The 16,450-nt window shown below is 68.8% G+C and carries 21 protein-coding genes; 5 read left to right on the top strand and 16 right to left on the bottom strand.

The annotated features are described in order from the left end of the window. The first annotated feature begins 12 nt into the window (after positions 1–12). Together gspE and gspF are read left to right on the top strand one after the other, a co-directional pair. Entirely contained in the window at positions 13–1,449 is a 1,437-nt protein-coding gene (gspE, locus tag EOE66_RS06510) for a type II secretion system ATPase GspE (protein ID WP_128227858.1), read from the top strand. Positions 1,450–1,451: 2 nt separating this feature from the next. Then, positions 1,452–2,669 carry a type II secretion system inner membrane protein GspF gene (gene gspF, locus EOE66_RS06505; protein WP_128227857.1) on the top strand — a complete coding sequence of 406 codons (1,218 nt, stop codon included), beginning with the start codon at positions 1,452–1,454 and terminating at the stop codon, positions 2,667–2,669. A gap of 209 nt (positions 2,670–2,878) precedes the next feature. Here the strand turns inward: gspF and tatC are convergent, their stop codons facing one another. From tatC to argB, 14 genes are all read right to left on the bottom strand, one after another. After that, positions 2,879–3,676, bottom strand: coding sequence for a twin-arginine translocase subunit TatC (tatC, locus tag EOE66_RS06500; protein ID WP_128227856.1), 798 nt, complete (start codon positions 3,674–3,676; stop codon positions 2,879–2,881). Next, the gene (tatB, locus tag EOE66_RS06495; protein WP_128227855.1) at positions 3,673–4,194 is read right to left on the bottom strand and encodes a Sec-independent protein translocase protein TatB; all 522 of its coding nucleotides are present in this window, start codon (positions 4,192–4,194) and stop codon (positions 3,673–3,675) included. The genes tatC and tatB overlap by 4 nt, the downstream gene beginning before the upstream one ends. Positions 4,195–4,234: 40 nt before the next feature. Then, positions 4,235–4,474 (bottom strand): Sec-independent protein translocase subunit TatA, encoded by a 240-nt coding sequence (tatA, locus tag EOE66_RS06490; RefSeq protein ID WP_128227854.1) that lies wholly within the window; start codon positions 4,472–4,474, stop codon positions 4,235–4,237. Positions 4,475–4,576: 102 nt separating this feature from the next. Then, entirely contained in the window at positions 4,577–4,927 is a 351-nt protein-coding gene (locus EOE66_RS06485; RefSeq protein ID WP_128227853.1) for a histidine triad nucleotide-binding protein, read from the bottom strand. A 30-nt stretch (positions 4,928–4,957) separates the two neighbouring features. Then, on the bottom strand, positions 4,958–5,335 hold the full coding sequence (locus tag EOE66_RS06480; protein WP_128227852.1) for a DUF4870 family protein: 378 nt from the start codon (positions 5,333–5,335) through the stop codon (positions 4,958–4,960). Continuing rightward, positions 5,328–5,705, bottom strand: a complete 378-nt coding sequence (locus EOE66_RS06475; RefSeq protein WP_128227851.1) for a phosphoribosyl-ATP diphosphatase — start codon at positions 5,703–5,705, stop codon at positions 5,328–5,330. Before EOE66_RS06475 ends, EOE66_RS06480 begins: the two co-directional genes overlap by 8 nt. Beyond that, entirely contained in the window at positions 5,702–6,112 is a 411-nt protein-coding gene (gene hisI, locus EOE66_RS06470) for a phosphoribosyl-AMP cyclohydrolase (RefSeq protein WP_205702662.1), read from the bottom strand. The genes EOE66_RS06475 and hisI overlap by 4 nt, the downstream gene beginning before the upstream one ends. A gap of 1 nt (position 6,113) precedes the next feature. After that, positions 6,114–6,551: an NUDIX domain-containing protein gene (locus EOE66_RS06465; protein ID WP_128227849.1), complete on the bottom strand. Its 438-nt coding sequence runs from the start codon at positions 6,549–6,551 to the stop codon at positions 6,114–6,116. Further along, positions 6,544–7,413, bottom strand: coding sequence for an ATP-binding protein (locus tag EOE66_RS06460; RefSeq protein ID WP_128227848.1), 870 nt, complete (start codon positions 7,411–7,413; stop codon positions 6,544–6,546). Before EOE66_RS06460 ends, EOE66_RS06465 begins: the two co-directional genes overlap by 8 nt. Before the next feature lie 11 nt (positions 7,414–7,424). Then, the gene (gene pdeM / locus EOE66_RS06455; RefSeq protein ID WP_128227847.1) at positions 7,425–8,078 is read right to left on the bottom strand and encodes a ligase-associated DNA damage response endonuclease PdeM; all 654 of its coding nucleotides are present in this window, start codon (positions 8,076–8,078) and stop codon (positions 7,425–7,427) included. 31 nt (positions 8,079–8,109) lie between these two features. After that, positions 8,110–8,781 (bottom strand): nucleoid occlusion factor SlmA, encoded by a 672-nt coding sequence (gene slmA / locus EOE66_RS06450; RefSeq protein WP_128227846.1) that lies wholly within the window; start codon positions 8,779–8,781, stop codon positions 8,110–8,112. Between the two features lie 149 nt (positions 8,782–8,930). Next, positions 8,931–9,602 carry an HAD-IA family hydrolase gene (locus tag EOE66_RS06445; RefSeq protein WP_128227845.1) on the bottom strand — a complete coding sequence of 224 codons (672 nt, stop codon included), beginning with the start codon at positions 9,600–9,602 and terminating at the stop codon, positions 8,931–8,933. A gap of 16 nt (positions 9,603–9,618) precedes the next feature. Next, positions 9,619–10,125: a hypothetical protein gene (locus tag EOE66_RS06440; protein WP_128227844.1), complete on the bottom strand. Its 507-nt coding sequence runs from the start codon at positions 10,123–10,125 to the stop codon at positions 9,619–9,621. A 23-nt stretch (positions 10,126–10,148) separates the two neighbouring features. Further along, positions 10,149–11,051: an acetylglutamate kinase gene (gene argB, locus EOE66_RS06435; protein ID WP_128227843.1), complete on the bottom strand. Its 903-nt coding sequence runs from the start codon at positions 11,049–11,051 to the stop codon at positions 10,149–10,151. A gap of 123 nt (positions 11,052–11,174) precedes the next feature. Between argB and EOE66_RS06430 the strand changes: the two genes are divergently transcribed. Beyond that, positions 11,175–11,459, top strand: a complete 285-nt coding sequence (locus tag EOE66_RS06430) for a copper-binding protein (RefSeq protein ID WP_128227842.1) — start codon at positions 11,175–11,177, stop codon at positions 11,457–11,459. A gap of 120 nt (positions 11,460–11,579) precedes the next feature. Then, on the top strand, positions 11,580–12,659 hold the full coding sequence (locus EOE66_RS06425; RefSeq protein ID WP_128227841.1) for an NADP-dependent oxidoreductase: 1,080 nt from the start codon (positions 11,580–11,582) through the stop codon (positions 12,657–12,659). A gap of 45 nt (positions 12,660–12,704) precedes the next feature. Here the strand turns inward: EOE66_RS06425 and EOE66_RS06420 are convergent, their stop codons facing one another. Continuing rightward, entirely contained in the window at positions 12,705–13,523 is an 819-nt protein-coding gene (locus tag EOE66_RS06420) for a hypothetical protein (RefSeq protein WP_128227840.1), read from the bottom strand. A 124-nt stretch (positions 13,524–13,647) separates the two neighbouring features. Further along, the gene (locus tag EOE66_RS06415) at positions 13,648–15,642 is read right to left on the bottom strand and encodes an SDR family oxidoreductase (protein ID WP_128227839.1); all 1,995 of its coding nucleotides are present in this window, start codon (positions 15,640–15,642) and stop codon (positions 13,648–13,650) included. Positions 15,643–15,834: 192 nt separating this feature from the next. Between EOE66_RS06415 and EOE66_RS06410 the strand changes: the two genes are divergently transcribed. Next, the gene (locus tag EOE66_RS06410; RefSeq protein ID WP_128227838.1) at positions 15,835–16,416 is read left to right on the top strand and encodes a phasin family protein; all 582 of its coding nucleotides are present in this window, start codon (positions 15,835–15,837) and stop codon (positions 16,414–16,416) included. Positions 16,417–16,450: the final 34 nt, after the last annotated feature.

Genomic DNA, 16,450 nt, shown 5'->3' with positions numbered 1-16,450 from the left:
CGGGACACTGCCATGGCCGTGCGTCACCCCCTGCCCTACGCCTACGCCAAGGCGCACACGCTGCTGCTCGAAGACGACGGCGAGCAACTCGCGCTGTGGGCCGCCGAGACCACCTCGCCCTCGGCGCTGGCCGAGGTCGGCCGGCTGTTCGATGTGGCTGCCTTCGAGCGCGAGAACAGCAGCACGCTGGTGCAGCGCATCGCCGCGGCCTACGCGGGCGGTGAAAGCAGCGCCGCCGCCGTCATCGGAGAGGTGGAAAGCGGCGTCGACCTCAGCCGCATGATGCAAGACCTGCCCGCGGTGGAAGACCTGCTGGAGGCCGCAGACGACGCCCCCATCATCCGCATGCTCAATGCACTGCTGACGCAGGCCGCGAAGGACGGCGCCAGCGACATCCACATCGAGCCCTACGAGCGCAGCAGCAGCGTGCGCTTCCGCGTGGACGGCACGTTGCGCGAGGTGGTGCAGCCCAACAAGGCGCTGCACGCGGCGCTGATCAGCCGGCTGAAGATCATGGCCGAGCTCGACATCGCCGAGAAGCGCCTGCCGCAGGACGGCCGCATCTCCTTGCGCATCGGCGGCCGCGCCATCGACGTGCGCGTGAGCACGCTGCCCTCTTCGCACGGCGAACGCGCCGTGCTGCGCCTGCTGGACAAGACCGAGAGCCGCTTCACGCTGGAAGGCTTGGGCATGGACGGCGAGGTGCTCAAGAGCTTCGACCGCCTGGTGCAGCAGCCGCACGGCATCGTGCTCGTGACCGGCCCCACCGGCAGCGGCAAGACCACCACGCTCTACGCCAGCCTGGGCCGCGTGGACACCGCCACCACCAACGTGCTGACCGTGGAAGACCCGGTGGAGTACGAGCTGGCCGGCATCGGCCAGACGCAGGTGAACCCGAAGATCGACCTGACTTTCGCCAAGGCCCTGCGCGCCATCCTGCGGCAGGACCCTGACGTGATCATGATCGGCGAGATCCGCGACCACGAGACCGCCAGCATCGCCATCCAGGCCAGCCTGACGGGCCACCTCGTGCTGGCCACCGTGCACACCAACGATGCGCCCAGCAGCGTCACGCGCCTGATCGACATGGGCGTGGAACCCTTCCTGCTGAGCAGCAGCCTGCTGGGCGTGCTGGCGCAGCGTCTGGTGCGCAAGCTGTGCCCGCACTGCAAGAAGCGCGGCGACGATGGCGAAGACGGCCAGCCGCGCTGGCACCCCGTGGGTTGCGAGAAATGCAGCATGACGGGCTACAAGGGCCGCACCGGCGTCTACGAGCTGATGCGTGTGGACGAGCAGGTGCAGGCGCTGATCCACAGCCGTGCGCCCGAGCAGGACCTGGTGGCGGCCGCGCGCGCCGCGGGCCTGAAGAGCATGCGGGAAGACGGTGAGCGGCTGGTGCGTGAAGGCATCACCTCGCTGGAAGAAGTGATCCGGGTCACGCGCGACTAGCCATGCCCGCCTACCGTTTCGAAGCGCTGGATGCCGCCGGCAAGGCCCAGAGCGGCCTGCTGGAAGCCGACAACGTGAAGGCCGCGCGGCAGCAGCTGCGCGGGCGCGATCTGGTGCCGCTGGGGGTGACGGCCGTCACGATGGCCGCCACCGACAACAGCGCGGGCGCGCGCTTCACGCGGCGTGTGTTCTCGGCCACCAGCCTGGCGGTGTGGACGCGGCAGCTCGCTGGCCTGGTGGGCTCGGGCCTGCCGCTGGAGCGGGCTCTCACGGCGCTGGCCGACGAGGCCGAAAACCCGCGCCAGCGCGAGCTGGTGGCGCATTTGAAGAGCGAGGTCAACGCCGGCAGTTCCTTTGGCCGCGCACTCGGCACCGCGCCGCGCGAGTTCGACGAGATCTACCGCGCCGTGGTGGCCGCGGGTGAGCAGAGCGGTGCCCTGGGCGCGGTGCTCGAACGCCTGGCCGACGACCTGGAGGACCGCCAGGCCCTGCGCAGCAAGGTGCTGGGCGCGATGCTCTACCCGGCCATCGTCTCGCTGGTGGCACTGATCATCGTGATCGTGCTGGTCACCTTCGTGGTGCCGCAGATCGCCAATGTCTTCACCACCGGCAAGCGCGCGCTGCCTTTCCTGACGGTGGCGATGCTGGGCGTGAGCAGTTTCGTGCGCAACTGGGGCTGGGCGGTGGCGCTGCTGGCCACGGGCGGCATCACGGCCTTCGTGCTGGCGCGGCGTAACGAAGCCTTTCGCGAACGCACCGATGCGGCCTTCCTGAACCTGCCGCTCTTCGGCCGCCTGGCACGGGGTTACAACGCCGCGCGTTTCGGCGGCACGCTGGCCATGCTGGCCGGGGCGGGCGTGCCCATCCTGAAGGCGCTGCAGGCCGCGGCCGAGACCTTGGGCAACCGTGCGATGCGCGCGGATGCGCTGGACGCGCTGGTGCAGGTGCGCGAGGGCGCACCGCTGGCCAGCGCGCTGGCGGGCAAGAAACGCTTTCCCGGGCTGCTGGCGATGTTCGCGCGGCTGGGTGAGCAGACGGGTCAGCTGCCGCAGATGCTGCAGCGCGCTTCCAAGCAGATGTCGGCCGAGGTGCAGCGCCGCGCGCTGAGCGCCGCCACCATCCTGGAGCCGCTGCTCATCGTGGGCATGGGCGGCGTGGTGGTGGTCATCATGCTGGCGGTGCTGATGCCGATCATTCAGCTGAATACCTGGGTGAAATAGGGCCCCCCAGCTCGCTGCGCTCGCCGGTCTCGGGCTTGCAAGCCCGAGACCGTTCGCCAGCCACTCACAAGCGCGCAGGCGCTTGTTCGGCGCCGGCTCACCCCACCCGAGGGGGAGGTTCGGCCTGTGCCCGGGGGACCCGGGCACGGCCTCTGGCTTGAACGTGGGCGGCGCTTCGCGCGCCCGGTGGCCGGAGCTGGTGCTCGGCTTCAGGCCGACGGCTTGGCGTCGGTTTCGGCGTCGGGGGCCTTGGTGTGCTTGATGAGGAGGCCGGCGGCGATGATGCCGATCTCGTACAGGATGCACATCGGGATGGCCAAGGCCAGCTGGCTGATGACGTCGGGCGGGGTCACCACGGCGGCGACGATGAAGCTGGCAACGATGAAGTAGCCGCGCCAGGCGCGCAGTTGCTCCAGCGTGACGATGCCCATGCGCGCCAACACCACCACGGCAATCGGCACCTCGAAGGCGATGCCGAAGACGAGAAACAGCGTCAGCACGAAGCCGAAGTACTGCTCGATGTCCGGCGCGGCCGTGATGGTGGTCGGCGCGAAGGCCTGGATGAACTTGCTCATCCCTGGAATCACCAGGAAGTAGCAGAAGGCCACGCCGGCGATGAAGAGAATGGTGCTGCTCACCACCAGCGGCAGCACCAGCTTCTTCTCGTGCGAATACAGCCCCGGCGCCACGAAGGCCCACAGCTGGTACAGCACCACCGGCAAGGCCACCATGAAGGCTGCCATCAACGTGATCTTCAGCGGCACCAGGATGGGCGAGATCACGTTGGTGGCGATCAGCTTGGTGTCGGCCGGCAGATGCGCCACCATGGGCGCGGCCAGCAGGTCGTACAAGCCCGCGGGGCCAGGCCAGACACACAGCGCGCCGAACACCACGCCCACGGCGATGACAGCGCGGATCAGCCGGTCGCGCAGCTCGACCAGGTGCGAGACGAAAGGCGCTTCGGTGCCGGCGAGCTCGTCGGGCTTGTTGTCGTTGCTGCTGCTCATCGGCCTGTGGACGACCCGGCGCCGGCCTTGGGACGGAAGCGCGCCACGCGGGCCGCGCCCGACAGCGCCTTGGTGCGCACGCCGTTGCGCTGCTTGTACCACTGGGGCGTGGCCCCACGCTTCAGGCGCCAGTTCTTCTTGGGGTGCGTGTAGTAGGGCGGCGGCGAGGCCAGCGGCTCGTAGCCGATGCTGCTGGAACCGCTGTTCGTGCCATCGCCGTCCAGGCCGGCGGTGGCCGAGGCCCATTCATTGTCGAAGGCGGCACTGGCCGAGTTGACCTCGCTGCGCACCGTGTCTTCCACGTTGCGCGCGGCGTCCTCGAACTGCGTCTTCATCTTCTTGAGCTCTTCGAGCTCGATGCTGCGGTTCACCTCGGCCTTGACGTCGGAGACGTAGCGCTGTGCCTTGCCGAAGAGCGCACCCACGGTGCGCGCCACGCGCGGCAGCTTTTCGGGGCCGATGACCACCAGGGCCACGGCGCCGATGAGCGCCAGCTTGTCGAGGCCGAAGTCCATCATGGCGTCAGCGCCGCAGCAGGAGCAGCTTCAGTCAAGCGGCTCAGCTCTTGGTCTTCGCGTCCACGTCCACCGTGTTGGCGTCGCTGCGCTTGGCGGTGGTGACCTGTTGTGCCGGCGTGTCGGCCGCGGGCGTGTCGTCACCGCCGGTCTTCATGCCTTCCTTGAAGCCCTTGACGGCGCCGCCGAGGTCGCTGCCGATGTTGCGAAGTTTCTTGGTGCCGAAGATGACCACGACGACCAGCAAAACGATCAGCCAATGCCAGATGCTGAACGAACCCATGATCTCTCTCCTAACGAAGGCGAAGCCCGCGATTCTACGGTTGATGCGTGAAGGGCCTGTGGCAGGCGGGTCTCACCCCGCACCGCACCAGGCCCGCTGAATTCAGCCCTTGGCCCAGGGCCGGGGCCCGCCCATCACGTGCATGTGGAGGTGGTAGACCTCCTGCCCGCCGTCGGGCCCGGTGTTGATGACGGTGCGGAAGCCCCCCGTCACGCCCAGCTGTTTCATCAGCTGCGGCGCGAGGCCCAGCATGCGCCCGAGCAGCGCGTCGTGCTCGGGTCCCACGTCGGCCAGCGTCGCGATGTGCTGCTTGGGAATCACCAGCACGTGAACCGGCGCCCACGGCGCGATGTCGTGGAAGGCCAGCAGTTGATCGTCTTCGAAGACCTTCTTGGCAGGGATCTGCCCGGCGACGATCTTGCAGAAGATGCAGTTCGGGTCGGCGCTGCTCATGGGTACAAGGGGGAAGGAAGTGGCGGGGTTTCAGGCGCCGATGGGGCGGTTGCCGTTCAGGTTCATCCAGCCGCGCACCACGCGGTAGAGGAACCAGATGGAGATGCAGGTCCAGGCGATCCAGCCCGGCACCGCGAACAGCAGCCACAGCGGTGCGGTGACGAGATAGAGGATGGCCGCGATCACCACACTGCGGATGCGCCAGCCGAAGTGCGATTCTTGCCAGGTGCCGACGGCGTCGCCGCGCTTGACGAGGTCGATGATGAAGGCCACCACCAGCAGCGCCACGCCCGGCTGCGCGCCTGGGATCACCGCGCCCACGGCCACGATGGCGTGCAGCAGGTAGCTGATGTGACCCACGGTCTTCAGGCTGTTGTCGCGGTCGACGGTGTCGATGACTTCACTCACGGCTGCTTCCTTTCGCTGCGGCTTGGGCCTCGGCAGATTCACGCTCGCGCGCCTTGCGCAGGGCGAATTCTTCCAGCCCCGACAAGCCCTCACGCCGCTCCAGTTCGGCCAGCACATCGGCCGGTTTCAGGTTGAAATGCGCCAGGGCCACCATCGTGTGGAACCAGAGGTCGGCCACTTCGCCCACCAGGGCAGCGCCGCCGCCGTCCTTGGCGGCCATCACCACTTCGGTGGCCTCTTCGCCCACCTTCTTCAAGATGGCGTCGGTGCCCTTGGAAAACAAGCGCGCGACGTAACTTTTGTCGGGGTCTTGCCCTCGGCGCGATTCGATGACCTCGGCCAGGCGGGCCAGGGTGTCGTTGCTGCTCATTTGTAGATGCTCTCGGGGTCTTTCAGCACAGGCTCCACGGCCTGCCATTGCGGCGCGGGAGCGCGGGTGTCCAGGCGCTGGAAGAAGCAACTGTGGCGGCCGGTGTGGCACGCGATGGAGGGGTCGTGGCCGTGCTGGGTCACGCTGAGCAGCACGACGTCGGCGTCGCAGTCCAAGCGCATCTCGTGCACCTGCTGGAAGTGGCCCGACTCTTCGCCCTTGTGCCACAGGCGCTGCCGCGAGCGGCTGTAGTACACCGCCTGCCCGCGCGCCGCGGTGGCGGCCAGCGCCTCGCGGTTCATCCACGCGAACATCAGCACGTCTTTCGTGCCGTGCTCCTGGGCGATGACGGGCACCAAGCCCTGCGCATCCCACTTCACTTGATCGAGCCAGTCCATGGGCCGCAGTCTAGTGGGTGGGGCCTGCGAAACCCTGCTCGGCGGCCAGCCAGGCCAGCACCGGCACGGTGCCGGGCAGCACTGGCGCCACCTGCACCGGCAGCGTCTGCCAGGCCATGGTCTGGCCTTCGCGCATCTCGAAGTCGCCCGTCCACTGCCACACCTTGCAGAAGTGCAGGCGCACGCGGGCGTGCGGGTAGTCCATCAGGTCGATCTTCCACGGCTCGGCGTGGCCGATGGTGATGCCCAGTTCTTCCTGCAACTCGCGGCGCAGCGCCTGCACCACGGTTTCGCCGGCTTCGAGCTTGCCGCCCGGGAACTCCCAGTAGCCGGCGTAGACCTTGCCTTCAGGGCGGCTGGTCAGCAGGAAGCGGCCCTCGGCATCGATCAAGACCCCGACCGCGACATCGACGGCCTGGCGCTCAGGCGTTGGTGCTGGCTCAGCCACCGTGCCGCCCCGCGTAGTCGCGCGCGAACTGCTGGGCCACGCGGCCGCTGCGGCTGCCGCGCTCCAGCGCCCAGACCAGGCTCTCCTGCCGTGCTGCCGTGATGGCGTCTTCGGCCACGCCGAAAGAACGCAGCCACTGGGCAACGATCGCCAGGTACTCGCCCTGCGTGAAGGGGTAGAAGCTGATCCAAAGCCCGAAACGCTCGCTCAGCGAGATCTTTTCTTCCACCACCTCGCCCGGGTGCACCTCGCCGTCCTCGGTGTGCTGGTAGCTCAGGTTCTCCTTCATGTACTCGGGCAGCAGGTGGCGGCGGTTGCTGGTGGCGTAGATCAGCAGGTTGTCGCTGGCGGCGGCCACGCTGCCGTCGAGCACGCTCTTCAGCGCCTTGTAGCCGGGCTCGCCCTCGTCGAAGCTGAGGTCGTCACAGAAAACGATGAACTTCTCGGGCCGCTCGGCCACCAGGTCGATCAGGTCGGGCAGGTCCACCAGATCGGCCTTGTCCACCTCGATCAGGCGCAGGCCTTGCGGCGCGTACTCGTGGAGCATGGCCTTCACCAGGCTGCTCTTGCCCGTGCCGCGTGCGCCCGTCAGCAGCACGTTGTTGGCGCCGTGGCCGGCGACGAATTGCGCGGTGTTGCGCTGCAGGCGCTCTTTCTGCGCGTCCACTTCCTTCAGATCGCGCAGGGTGATGCGCGAGACGTGTTTCACCGGCTCCAGCACGCCCGCGCTGCCACGCTTGCGGTAGCGGAAGGCCACGGAGGCCTGCCAGTCTGGGGCCGTGGCGGCGTGCGGGAGGATGGCCTCCAGCCGTGCCAGCAGCGATTCGGCGCGCACCAGCAGGTGCTCAAAGGCGGGGTTCATGGGCGCGCAGTTTAGGCGGCGGGCAGGGCGCGCACTTCGTCGCCGGCCACCACGCAGACGCGGTCGCCGGGCTGCGGCTGCACCACGTGCATCCCAGTGAACGCGCCGAAGGCCGGCAGCACACCCACCGCGGCGCCGAAGTGGAAGCAGGGCAGGCGCAGGCGCTCGTGCGCGCGCCCGCCCAGCACCACGGCCGGGTGCAGGTGCCCTGCCAGCGTGTAGGCGCCAGCAACGGGCTGCGGGTGGTGGCACAAGGCCAGGCCACCCAGGGCCCAGGGTTCGTCGACACAGCGCACGCTCCAGGCCGCAGGCGGGTCGCCGGCATGGCCATCGTGGTTGCCGCGCACCAGCGTCAGGCGCAGGTGCGCGTGGGCGTCGCGCCAGGCCGCCACCGCCGCCCAAGTGGCCGCGGTGCGCGAACGTGCCGAGTGCAGCAGGTCGCCCAGAAAGATGATTTCTTCAGCGCCCGTGGCCGCCACGGCGTCGCTCAGGCGCTGCAGGGTCTCGGTGGTGGTGCCGCCGGGCACCGGCACGCCCAGCTTGCGGAAGCTCACGGCCTTGCCGATGTGGACATCGGCCACCAGCAGCGTGCGGTGTTCGGGCAGGTAGGCCGCGCGTTGCGGCAGCAGCCGCAGCGTGGTGCCGCCCGCTTGGATGTCCAGCATGGCCGGGTGCGCTGTCGCCGCGCTCAGCGGCTCAGGTCGTCAGCCGGTGCAACGCGGGTTCGAGGTGCTCGGTGGGCAGGCGCTTGAAGCCCGAGCGCGCGTAACGCTGCAGCCGGCCGATGGCCAGAGCGCTGAGCGCCGAGGCCAGGGCCTGCGCGTCGACACTGGGCGTGGGCGAGCCCGCCGCCTCGGCGGCGGCGCGCAGGCTCTGGCGCAGCTGCGATTCCAGCCGGTCGAAGAACTGGTTCATGCGCAGCGTCAGGCGCTCGTGCTCGAAGACGAGCGCGTCGCCCACCATCACGCGCGTCATGCCCGGGTTCTTCTCGCCGAACTGCAGCAGCACGGCGACGATCTTCTGCGCCTGCACGGCCCCCGAGGTTTCGTGCTCGGTGATGCGGTTGACGAGCGTGAAAACGCTGCTTTCGATGAACTCGATGAGCCCTTCGAACATCTGCGCCTTGCTGGCGAAGTGGCGGTAGAGCGCCGCTTCGCTCACCTCCAGCTTGGCCGCCAGCGCGGCGGTGGTGATGCGCTCGGCGCCGGGCTGCTCCAGCATGCCGGCCAGCGTCTGCAGGATCTGCACGCGGCGTTCGCCCGGCTTGGGCCGCTTGCGCATGGGCGCTGCAGCGGCGGGGCTGTCGGCGGCGGCTTCGTCGAGGTCGTCTTCGCCGACCGGGGGGGTGTCATCTGTCACGTCGGACATGCGGTCGGGCGGCTCGGCTGGGGCGGGGTGTCGGAAACAAAAAAGATTCTTGCACAGCGCCTGCGCGGGGCCGCTTGCAGGTAAACACTGACAAACGCCGCGCCAGCACCCGGGGTAGGGCGGGTGCCGCGCCGGCCCGGTCCGCGTGTTCAGCCGCTGCGCAGCAAGGCGCGCAGTGCGCGCACGCGCAGGCCCACGTAGGCCGGCCGCCGGTGCGGCCGCTTGCGCTCGGGCGGCAGCCAGCGCTGCATCCACACGGTGTCCATGCCCACGCGGCGCGCGGCCTTCTGGTGCACGAGCGTATCTTCCACCAGCACGCAGTGCGCCGGGTGCACCCGCAGCCGCGCAGCCACCGCGCGCAGCATGCGCGCGTCGGGCTTGGGCCGCAGCCGGCCGAAGACCTGCATCTGCTCGATGGCGATGACGCCGTCGAAGAGGTGCGCGATGCCCAGGGCCCCCAGCACGCGTGCGGCGTAGGCCGCCGGCGCGTTGGTGAGGATGTAGCGGCGCCCCGGCAGCCGCGCCAGCGCCGCGATGTCGGCACGATGCCCGCGCACGCGCGCCTCCAGGCCGGGTAGCACGTGCGTGTGGTGCAGGAAGTGCGCGGCATCCACGCCCTGGTGCTTCACCAGGCCCAGCAGCGTGGCCCCATAGCGGTGCCAATGCTGGTTGCGCAGCGCCTCGGCCTCCGCGCGGGGGAAGCCCAGGTGCTGCTCGATGTAGTCGCCCATGGCGTCGCGGATCTGCGGCATCGACGCACCGGCGGCATCGTGCAGCGTGTCGTCCAGATCGAAGAGCCAGACGCGGCGGCGCGAGCTCATCGCACTGCGCAGCCGTTCAGAACAGCCACAGCCGCTTCTTGCGCAGTGCACGCACCGCCACGCGCTTGCCCAGCACCAGTTGCTTGATGATGAGCTCGGTGCGGCGCTCGTCGAAGCGGTGCCGCGCGATCACGGGCGAGGGCATGGGCGTGATGCGCTGGCGCAGTTCCAGCCGGCCGGCCTGGGCGTCCCAGCCTATCCAGAAGTTGTGGCTGCGCCGCCCGCTGGGGCCGGGCCAGTTGTAACGCACGCCGTCGCCCGTGAAACCCAGCGAGGCGCCCTGCTGCGAGCGCAGCCAAACGCGGAAGGCCGTGCCTTGCTTCGGTGCCTCGGTGACGACTTCGCGGCGCAGCTTCAGCTCATCGGGCAGCGCGTCGTTGAAGGCCTCCAGCCGCTGCCAGAGCGCAGCCAGCGCTTCTTCGCCGGCACGGAGGGCCTCGGCGCTGGCCTCACCGGCGGCCGCGCCCGGCGGCACTGCCGGCTTGCGCTTGCGGCGCTTGAGTTCCTTCTGGATCCAGGACATGGGGCCTCCGCCGCGCCGGCCGCTCAGTGCGAGCGGATCATGGTGCCGTAGGCCTGGTCGGTCAGGATCTCCAGCAGCATCGCGTGCGGCACGCGCCCGTCGACGATGTGCACGGCGTTCACACCGCTCTTGGCCGCGTCGATGGCGCCGGCGATCTTGGGCAGCATGCCGCCGCTGATGGTGCCGTCCTCGATCAGCTCGTCGATCTGCCGCGCCGTCAGGTCCGTCAGCAGTTCGCCGGCCTTGTTCAGCACGCCCTTGATGTTGGTGAGCATCACCAGCTTCTCGGCGTTCAGCACCGTGGCCAGCTTCGCGGCGACCAAGTCGGCGTTGATGTTGTAGCTCTCGTTCTTCTCGCCAAAGCCGATGGGGCTGATGACGGGGATGAACTGGTCGTCCTGCAGTGCCTTGACCACGCTGGGGTCGATGCTGGTGATCTCACCGACCTGGCCGATGTCGTGCTGCTTGCTTGGGTCGTCCTTGTCGGTGAGCTTCATCTGGCGCGCGCGGATCATGCCGCCGTCGCGCCCGGTCAGGCCCACGGCCTTGCCGCCGGCGGCGTTGATCAGGCCGACGATGTCCTGCTGCACCTCGCCGCCCAGCACCCACTCCACCACTTCCATGGTCTCTTCGTCGGTGACGCGCATGCCCTGGATGAAGGTGCCCTTCTTGCCGATCTTGGCCAGGGCGTCGTCGATCTGCGGCCCGCCGCCGTGCACGACGATGGGGTTCATGCCCACCAGCTTGAGCAGCACCACGTCTTCCGCGAAGTCCTGCTGCAGCGCCGGGTCGGTCATGGCGTTGCCGCCGTACTTGATCACCAGCGTCTTGCCATGGAACCTGCGGATGTAGGGCAGGGCCTGGGCCAGGATCTCGGCCTGGTCGCGCGGCGTGATGTGGGACAGGTCGGGGTCGGGGCTGCTCATGGGGGTGGATCCTGGGCGTGGGCTCGGGCGCGATTGTAGGAAGCCGCGCCTGCAGGAACCATCGGCCTGCGGCACACTCCAAGGCAGGGCCGCCGTCTGGCGGTTTGCAGGGAAGGACCTCTGATGAAGCGCTGGCTGCTTGCCTTGACCGCCGCCGTGCTGGCCGCTTCGGCCTGGGCACAGGGTGCGCCCGTGGCCGGAGAGGTGACCAAGCTCGACAAGACCACCGGCCGCATCACGCTGAAACACGGCGAGATCAAGCACCTGGACATGCCGCCGATGACCATGGTCTTCCGCGTGCGCGAGGCCAGGCTGCTCGACGGCGTGGCCGTGGGCGACCGCGTGCGCTTCACCGCCGACAAGCTGGACGGCCAGTACACCGTCACGGCCCTGAGCAAGGCGCCCTGACCGAGCGGCCTCCTACAGGCCGGTACCGCGTCGCGCACGCGACGCCGGCGCCTCCCGGGGCTCGGTAGCATCTGCCGGCAGCGCGAACTCTCGCGCTGCGTCTGTTGGAGAAAGCCCCCCATGAACACCCCCGCCGCCCCGCTGGCCACGCTTGTCAACCACCAGGTGCGCCTGGCCGCCCGCCCGCAGGGCCTGCCCGGCCCCGAGTGCTGGCAGCACACCGAGGAGCCCGTGCCCGAACCCGGCGAAGGCGGTGTGGTCGTCAAGGTGCTGGCGCTGAGCCTGGACCCGGCCATGCGCGGCTGGATGAACGAAGGCAAGAGCTACATCCCGCCCGTGGGCATCGGCGAGGTGATGCGCGCCGGCGGCGTGGGCGTGGTCGTGGCCTCTAAGAACCCGGCCTTCGCCGTGGGCGACCACGTCAGCGGCGGCCCCGGCGTGCAGGAGTACTGGAGCATCGCCGCCGACCATCTCAAGCGCAGCGGCCTCGTCAAGATCGACCTGCGCGCCGGCACGCTGACGCAGTGGCTCAACGTGCTGGGCATGCCTGGCATGACGGGCTACTTCGGCCTGATGGATGTGGGCCAGCCCAAGGCCGGCGAGACCGTGGTGGTCTCGGGCGCGGCCGGTGCCGTGGGCCAGACCGTGGGTCAGATCGCCAAGATCAAGGGCTGCCGCGTGGTCGGCATTGCCGGTGGGCCGGCCAAGTGCGAGTGGGTGGTGAAGGAACTCGGTTTCGACGCCTGCATCGACTACAAGGCCCCGGCACCCGAGGGCAGCACCAAGTGGGACGCCGTGCGAGAGGGCCTCAAGCAGCACTGCCCGGCCGGCGTGGACGTGTACTTCGACAACGTCGGCGGCGAGATCCTCGACACCGTGCTGGCGCGCATCAACCGCAAGGCCCGCATCATCATCTGCGGGGCCATCAGCCAGTACAACAACACCACCGCCGTGCAGGGCCCGAAGAACTACCTCAGCCTGCTGGTGAACCGCGCGCGCATGGAAGGCATCGTCGTCTTCGACTACGCCGACCGTTACCACCTGGCGGTGGCCGAGATGGCCGGCTACCTGAAGGACGGCCGCATGAAGAGCAAGGAAGACGTGGTGACGGGCGGCGTGGCCGCTTTCCCCGGCACGCTGCCCAAGCTCTTCACGGGCGAGAACTTCGGCAAGCTGGTGCTGCAGGTGGCCGAGGCCTGAGCCCGCCCCTGCCGCGCTGAGGCGGGCCGCGCCCGCCTCGCGACCTCAGCGCATGCTGGCGCCGCCCAGCACGCCGAGCAGCACACGTTCGACGTTCTGCTCCACCATGTTGCGCAGCACGTCGACCTTCTCCTGCGGGTCGAGCGCGTTCCAGATGTTTTCGGCTTCGATGTCCTTGCGGCCGGCGAAGAGGCGGCCGACACGGATGGTCTCGCTGCCGACGATGTCGCCGGTCTTCACCTCCATGAGTTGCAGGCGCACCATCATGAAGGCGCCCAGGAAGCCCGACGAGGGCAGCCCGGTGTCCACGTTCTTCAGCTCGGTGGTGTTGTCGAGGTAGTAGCCGATGCCCTCCACCACGCCCCGGCCGACGCTGAAGCCGTCGTTCACGGGGAAACGCGCGTCGCCGCGGTTGCGCGTGATCAGCAGGATGTGCGTGAGGCCGTTCTTGTTGATGGCTTCAATCACCCAGGCCGGCAACTCGGCGCGCGCTGCGCCGTCGGCAACGGCGCGCTGCTCGGGCAGCGTCATCGGCTGCGTGGCGCGGAACATCTGCAGCTGCGTCTGCGGGTAGTGGTTGCCCACGGTCTTCGTGACGGCGCGCAGCGCTGCCTGGTCGAAGCCGATGTTCTTGGTGGGCAGCGACTCGCGCAGGTTGCGGTCCAGGCGCGTGTCGGTGACGGGGGCGGCGAACACCAACTGCAAGCCGTCGCCCATCAGCGAAAAGACCCCCAGCTTGCCGATGCCGGCGCGGGCAGCGAGCGCGGCGCCGGGGACGAACAGACCCGCGCCCAGGGCGGCGGGCAGCGCCAGGCTCAACAGGCGCCGGCGGTTGCGGGCATTCGGATCGATGGTGGCATGCATGGCAGGGCCTCGGGGTGACAGCGATGCCGGGCATTCTGCATGCCGGCCCTGCGCCCCGTATCCACCCTTGCGACGGATGGTCACTTGGGCGGATGAAGGGCCGGCGAAGCCGCGCGAGTGCGTCTCAGAAGTGGATGCCGCGCATCAGCGCCTGCACCGCCACCGCCTCGGCGCTGAGCTGCGGCTTGCCTTTCTCGCCCTTGGCGGCGTCGCTGTCGGGGAACATGCGGAAGGTGGTGTTCATCGTGATCTGCGCGATGCGCGGCACCAGCGCGTGCAGCACCTCGCCGAAGATGCCCAGGCGCGTGGCGATGCGCACCGGCTTGGCGATGCAGGCCTGCGCGATCATGTCGGCCGCCTCTTCTGGGCTGAGCGTGGGCACGTTGTTGTAGATCTTGGTGGGCGCGATCATCGGCGTGCGCACCAGCGGCATGTTGATGGTGGTGAAGGTCACGCCCTGGTCGGCGAACTCGCTGCTGGCGCAGCGCGTCCAGGCGTCCAGCGCCGCCTTGCTGGCCACATAGGCCGAGAAGCGTGGCGCATTGGTCAGCACGCCGATGCTGCTGATGTTGACCACATGGCCCTTCTTGCGTGCCGCCATGCCCGGCAGCAGGCCCATGGTCACGCGCAGGCAGCCGAAGTAGTTCAGCTGCATCGTGCGCTCGAAATCGTGGAAGCGGTCGTAGCTGCTTTCGATGGCGCGACGGATGCTGCGGCCGGCGTTGTTGATGAGGAAGTCGACGCCGCCGTGGTCGGCGATGAGCTGCTGGATGAAGCGGTCGCAGTCGGCCATGTCGGCGATGTCGGCCGAGTAGGCCACGAAGCTGTAGCCCTTGGCCTTGGCCTCGGCGCAGGCTTCGTCGAGCTTGTCCTGGTCACGCCCGCAGATGATGGTGGTGGCGCCGGCCTCGGCGAACTTGTGCGCCGCCGCCAGACCGATGCCGCTGCTGCCGCCCGTCACCAGCACCACCTTGCCGCCCACCGTGCCCTTCAGGCTGCGGTCGATGAAGAGGTCGGGGTCGAGGTGGCGCTCCCAGTAGTCCCACAGCAGCCAGGCGTAGTCGCGCAGGTCGGGGCATTCGATGCCGCTGCCCTTGAGCACCGCATCGAGTTCCCGGCGGTCGTAGCGCGTCGGGAAGTTGATGAAGGTGAACATGTCGTCGGGCAGGCCCAGGTCCTTCATCACCGCGTTGCGGATGCGGCGCACCGGGGCTAGCGCCATCATCCCCTTCTTAACGCTCTTGGGGATGAAGCCCAGCAGTGCGGCGTTGACGAAGAGGTTCATCTTCGGGGCGTGCGCGGCCTTGCTGAAGATGTCGAGCACGTCGCCCACGCGGTAGCCCTTGGGGTCCACCAGGTGGTAGCACTTGCCGGTGTGGTTGTGCTTGTCGTGGCTGATGTGGTCGAGGCAGGCGACGACGAAGTCCACCGGCACGATGTTGATGCGGCCGCCCTCGATGCCCACGCTGGGCATCCACGGCGGCAGGATCTGCCGCATGCGCTGGATGAGCTTGAAGAAGTAGTAGGGCCCGTCGATCTTGTCCATCTCGCCGGTCTTGCTGTCGCCCACCACCAGGGCCGGGCGGTACACCGTCCAGGGCACCTTGCACTCCTTGCGCACGATCTTCTCGCTCTCGTGCTTGGTCATGAAGTACGGATGGTCCAGGCCCTCGGCCTCGTCGAACATGTCTTCGCGGAACACGCCTTCGTACAGGCCCGCCGCGGCGATGCTGCTGACATGGTGCACGTGCCCGGCGTCGATGGCCTTGGCGAACTCGACCATGTTGCGCGTGCCTTCGACGTTCACCTGCACCTGGCTCTCGGCGTCGGCGCCCAGGTCGTACACGGCAGCGAGGTGGTAGACCGCATCGATCTGGCCCTTCAGCGCCTTCAGCGCATCGGCCACCACGCCCAGCTTCTTGGCCGTGAGGTCGCCCGTCACCGGCACTGCGCGGGCCTTGCCCGAGCCGCTGAGGCCCCAGTACTCGTACAGCGCAGCGAGCTTGCTTTCGCTGCCCGCGCGCACGAGGAAGTGCACCTTGGCGCCACGCCGCGCCAGCAGCGCCTTGACGAGTCTCTTGCCGATGAAGCCGGTGGCGCCGGTCACGAAATACTGCATGCAGTGCTCCTCGCGGGGATGGTTCAGGGTGGTGCGGTGGGCGCACAGCATAGAGCCGTCTCACTAGAGATTTAGGCTGCGCCCCCCAGGGGGGAACCCTATATTCATCGTCGTGGTGTTGCCGCATTCCGCGCCGTGGCACCAGCCCCCACAACAAGCGGCTTCGGCCGCAGCAACCCAGAGGAAGCCACCATGGTCAAGAAGACGAAAGCCGCCGCCCCCAGCGCCCCCGAAGCTGCGAAGCACAGTCAACTGGCCGGCGCCGTGAAGGATTCGGCCCAGCAGATCTGGCTGGCCGGCATGGGCGCCTTCAGCAAGGCCCAGGAAGAAGGCACCAAGGTCTTCGAGGCCCTGGTCAAGGAAGGCATGACGCTGCAGAAGAAGACGCAGGGCATCGCCGAAGAGAAGATCAGCGAAGTCACCGGCAAGATGAGCGCGATGGCCGACACCGTCAGCAACAAGGCCGGCCAGAACTGGGACAAGCTGGAGAGCATCTTCGAAGCCCGCACCGCCAAGGCGCTGAACAAGCTGGGCGTGCCCACCGCGAAGGACGTGCAGGCCCTGGCCGAGCGCGTGGACGCGCTGGCCGCCGCCGTGGCCAAGCTGGGCAAGGGCGCGGCGCCGAAGGCTGCCGTGAAGGCCGCCGCCAAGCCGGCCGCGAAGGCTGTGAAGGCCAAGCCGGTGGCCAAGCCCGCCGCCGTGGAAGCCGTGGCCGAGAAGGCGCCCGTCAAGCGCGCCCGCAAGACCGCCGCCAAGCCGGCAGCTGCCGCCTGATCCAGGCCGCTGACGTCGGCGTCCGAGCCTTGCC

The sequence above is a fragment of the Rubrivivax rivuli genome, assembly GCF_004016505.1.
GTDB classification, from domain to species: domain Bacteria; phylum Pseudomonadota; class Gammaproteobacteria; order Burkholderiales; family Burkholderiaceae_C; genus Rubrivivax; species Rubrivivax rivuli.
Note: the sequence above shows the minus strand (reverse complement) of the source record. Positions and strands in the feature narration are given on the sequence as shown.

Bases quoted from the DNA above. Each gene is read 5' to 3' on its own strand.
- EOE66_RS06460 (WP_128227848.1), bottom strand. From the start codon at position 7,413: ATGAACCCCGCCTTTGAGCACCTGCTGGTGCGCGCCGAATCGCTGCTG.
- gspE (WP_128227858.1), top strand. From the start codon at position 13: ATGGCCGTGCGTCACCCCCTGCCCTACGCCTACGCCAAGGCGCACACG.
- EOE66_RS06475 (WP_128227851.1), bottom strand. From the start codon at position 5,705: ATGAGCAGCAACGACACCCTGGCCCGCCTGGCCGAGGTCATCGAATCG.
- EOE66_RS06425 (WP_128227841.1), top strand. From the start codon at position 11,580: ATGAACACCCCCGCCGCCCCGCTGGCCACGCTTGTCAACCACCAGGTG.
- tatA (WP_128227854.1), bottom strand. From the start codon at position 4,474: ATGGGTTCGTTCAGCATCTGGCATTGGCTGATCGTTTTGCTGGTCGTC.
- EOE66_RS06420 (WP_128227840.1), bottom strand. From the start codon at position 13,523: ATGCATGCCACCATCGATCCGAATGCCCGCAACCGCCGGCGCCTGTTG.
- gspF (WP_128227857.1), top strand. From the start codon at position 1,452: ATGCCCGCCTACCGTTTCGAAGCGCTGGATGCCGCCGGCAAGGCCCAG.
- EOE66_RS06485 (WP_128227853.1), bottom strand. From the start codon at position 4,927: ATGAGCAGCGCCGACCCGAACTGCATCTTCTGCAAGATCGTCGCCGGG.
- pdeM (WP_128227847.1), bottom strand. From the start codon at position 8,078: ATGCTGGACATCCAAGCGGGCGGCACCACGCTGCGGCTGCTGCCGCAA.
- tatB (WP_128227855.1), bottom strand. From the start codon at position 4,194: ATGATGGACTTCGGCCTCGACAAGCTGGCGCTCATCGGCGCCGTGGCC.
- EOE66_RS06430 (WP_128227842.1), top strand. From the start codon at position 11,175: ATGAAGCGCTGGCTGCTTGCCTTGACCGCCGCCGTGCTGGCCGCTTCG.
- EOE66_RS06410 (WP_128227838.1), top strand. From the start codon at position 15,835: ATGGTCAAGAAGACGAAAGCCGCCGCCCCCAGCGCCCCCGAAGCTGCG.
- tatC (WP_128227856.1), bottom strand. From the start codon at position 3,676: ATGAGCAGCAGCAACGACAACAAGCCCGACGAGCTCGCCGGCACCGAA.
- argB (WP_128227843.1), bottom strand. From the start codon at position 11,051: ATGAGCAGCCCCGACCCCGACCTGTCCCACATCACGCCGCGCGACCAG.
- EOE66_RS06440 (WP_128227844.1), bottom strand. From the start codon at position 10,125: ATGTCCTGGATCCAGAAGGAACTCAAGCGCCGCAAGCGCAAGCCGGCA.
- EOE66_RS06445 (WP_128227845.1), bottom strand. From the start codon at position 9,602: ATGAGCTCGCGCCGCCGCGTCTGGCTCTTCGATCTGGACGACACGCTG.
- EOE66_RS06415 (WP_128227839.1), bottom strand. From the start codon at position 15,642: ATGCAGTATTTCGTGACCGGCGCCACCGGCTTCATCGGCAAGAGACTC.
- slmA (WP_128227846.1), bottom strand. From the start codon at position 8,781: ATGTCCGACGTGACAGATGACACCCCCCCGGTCGGCGAAGACGACCTC.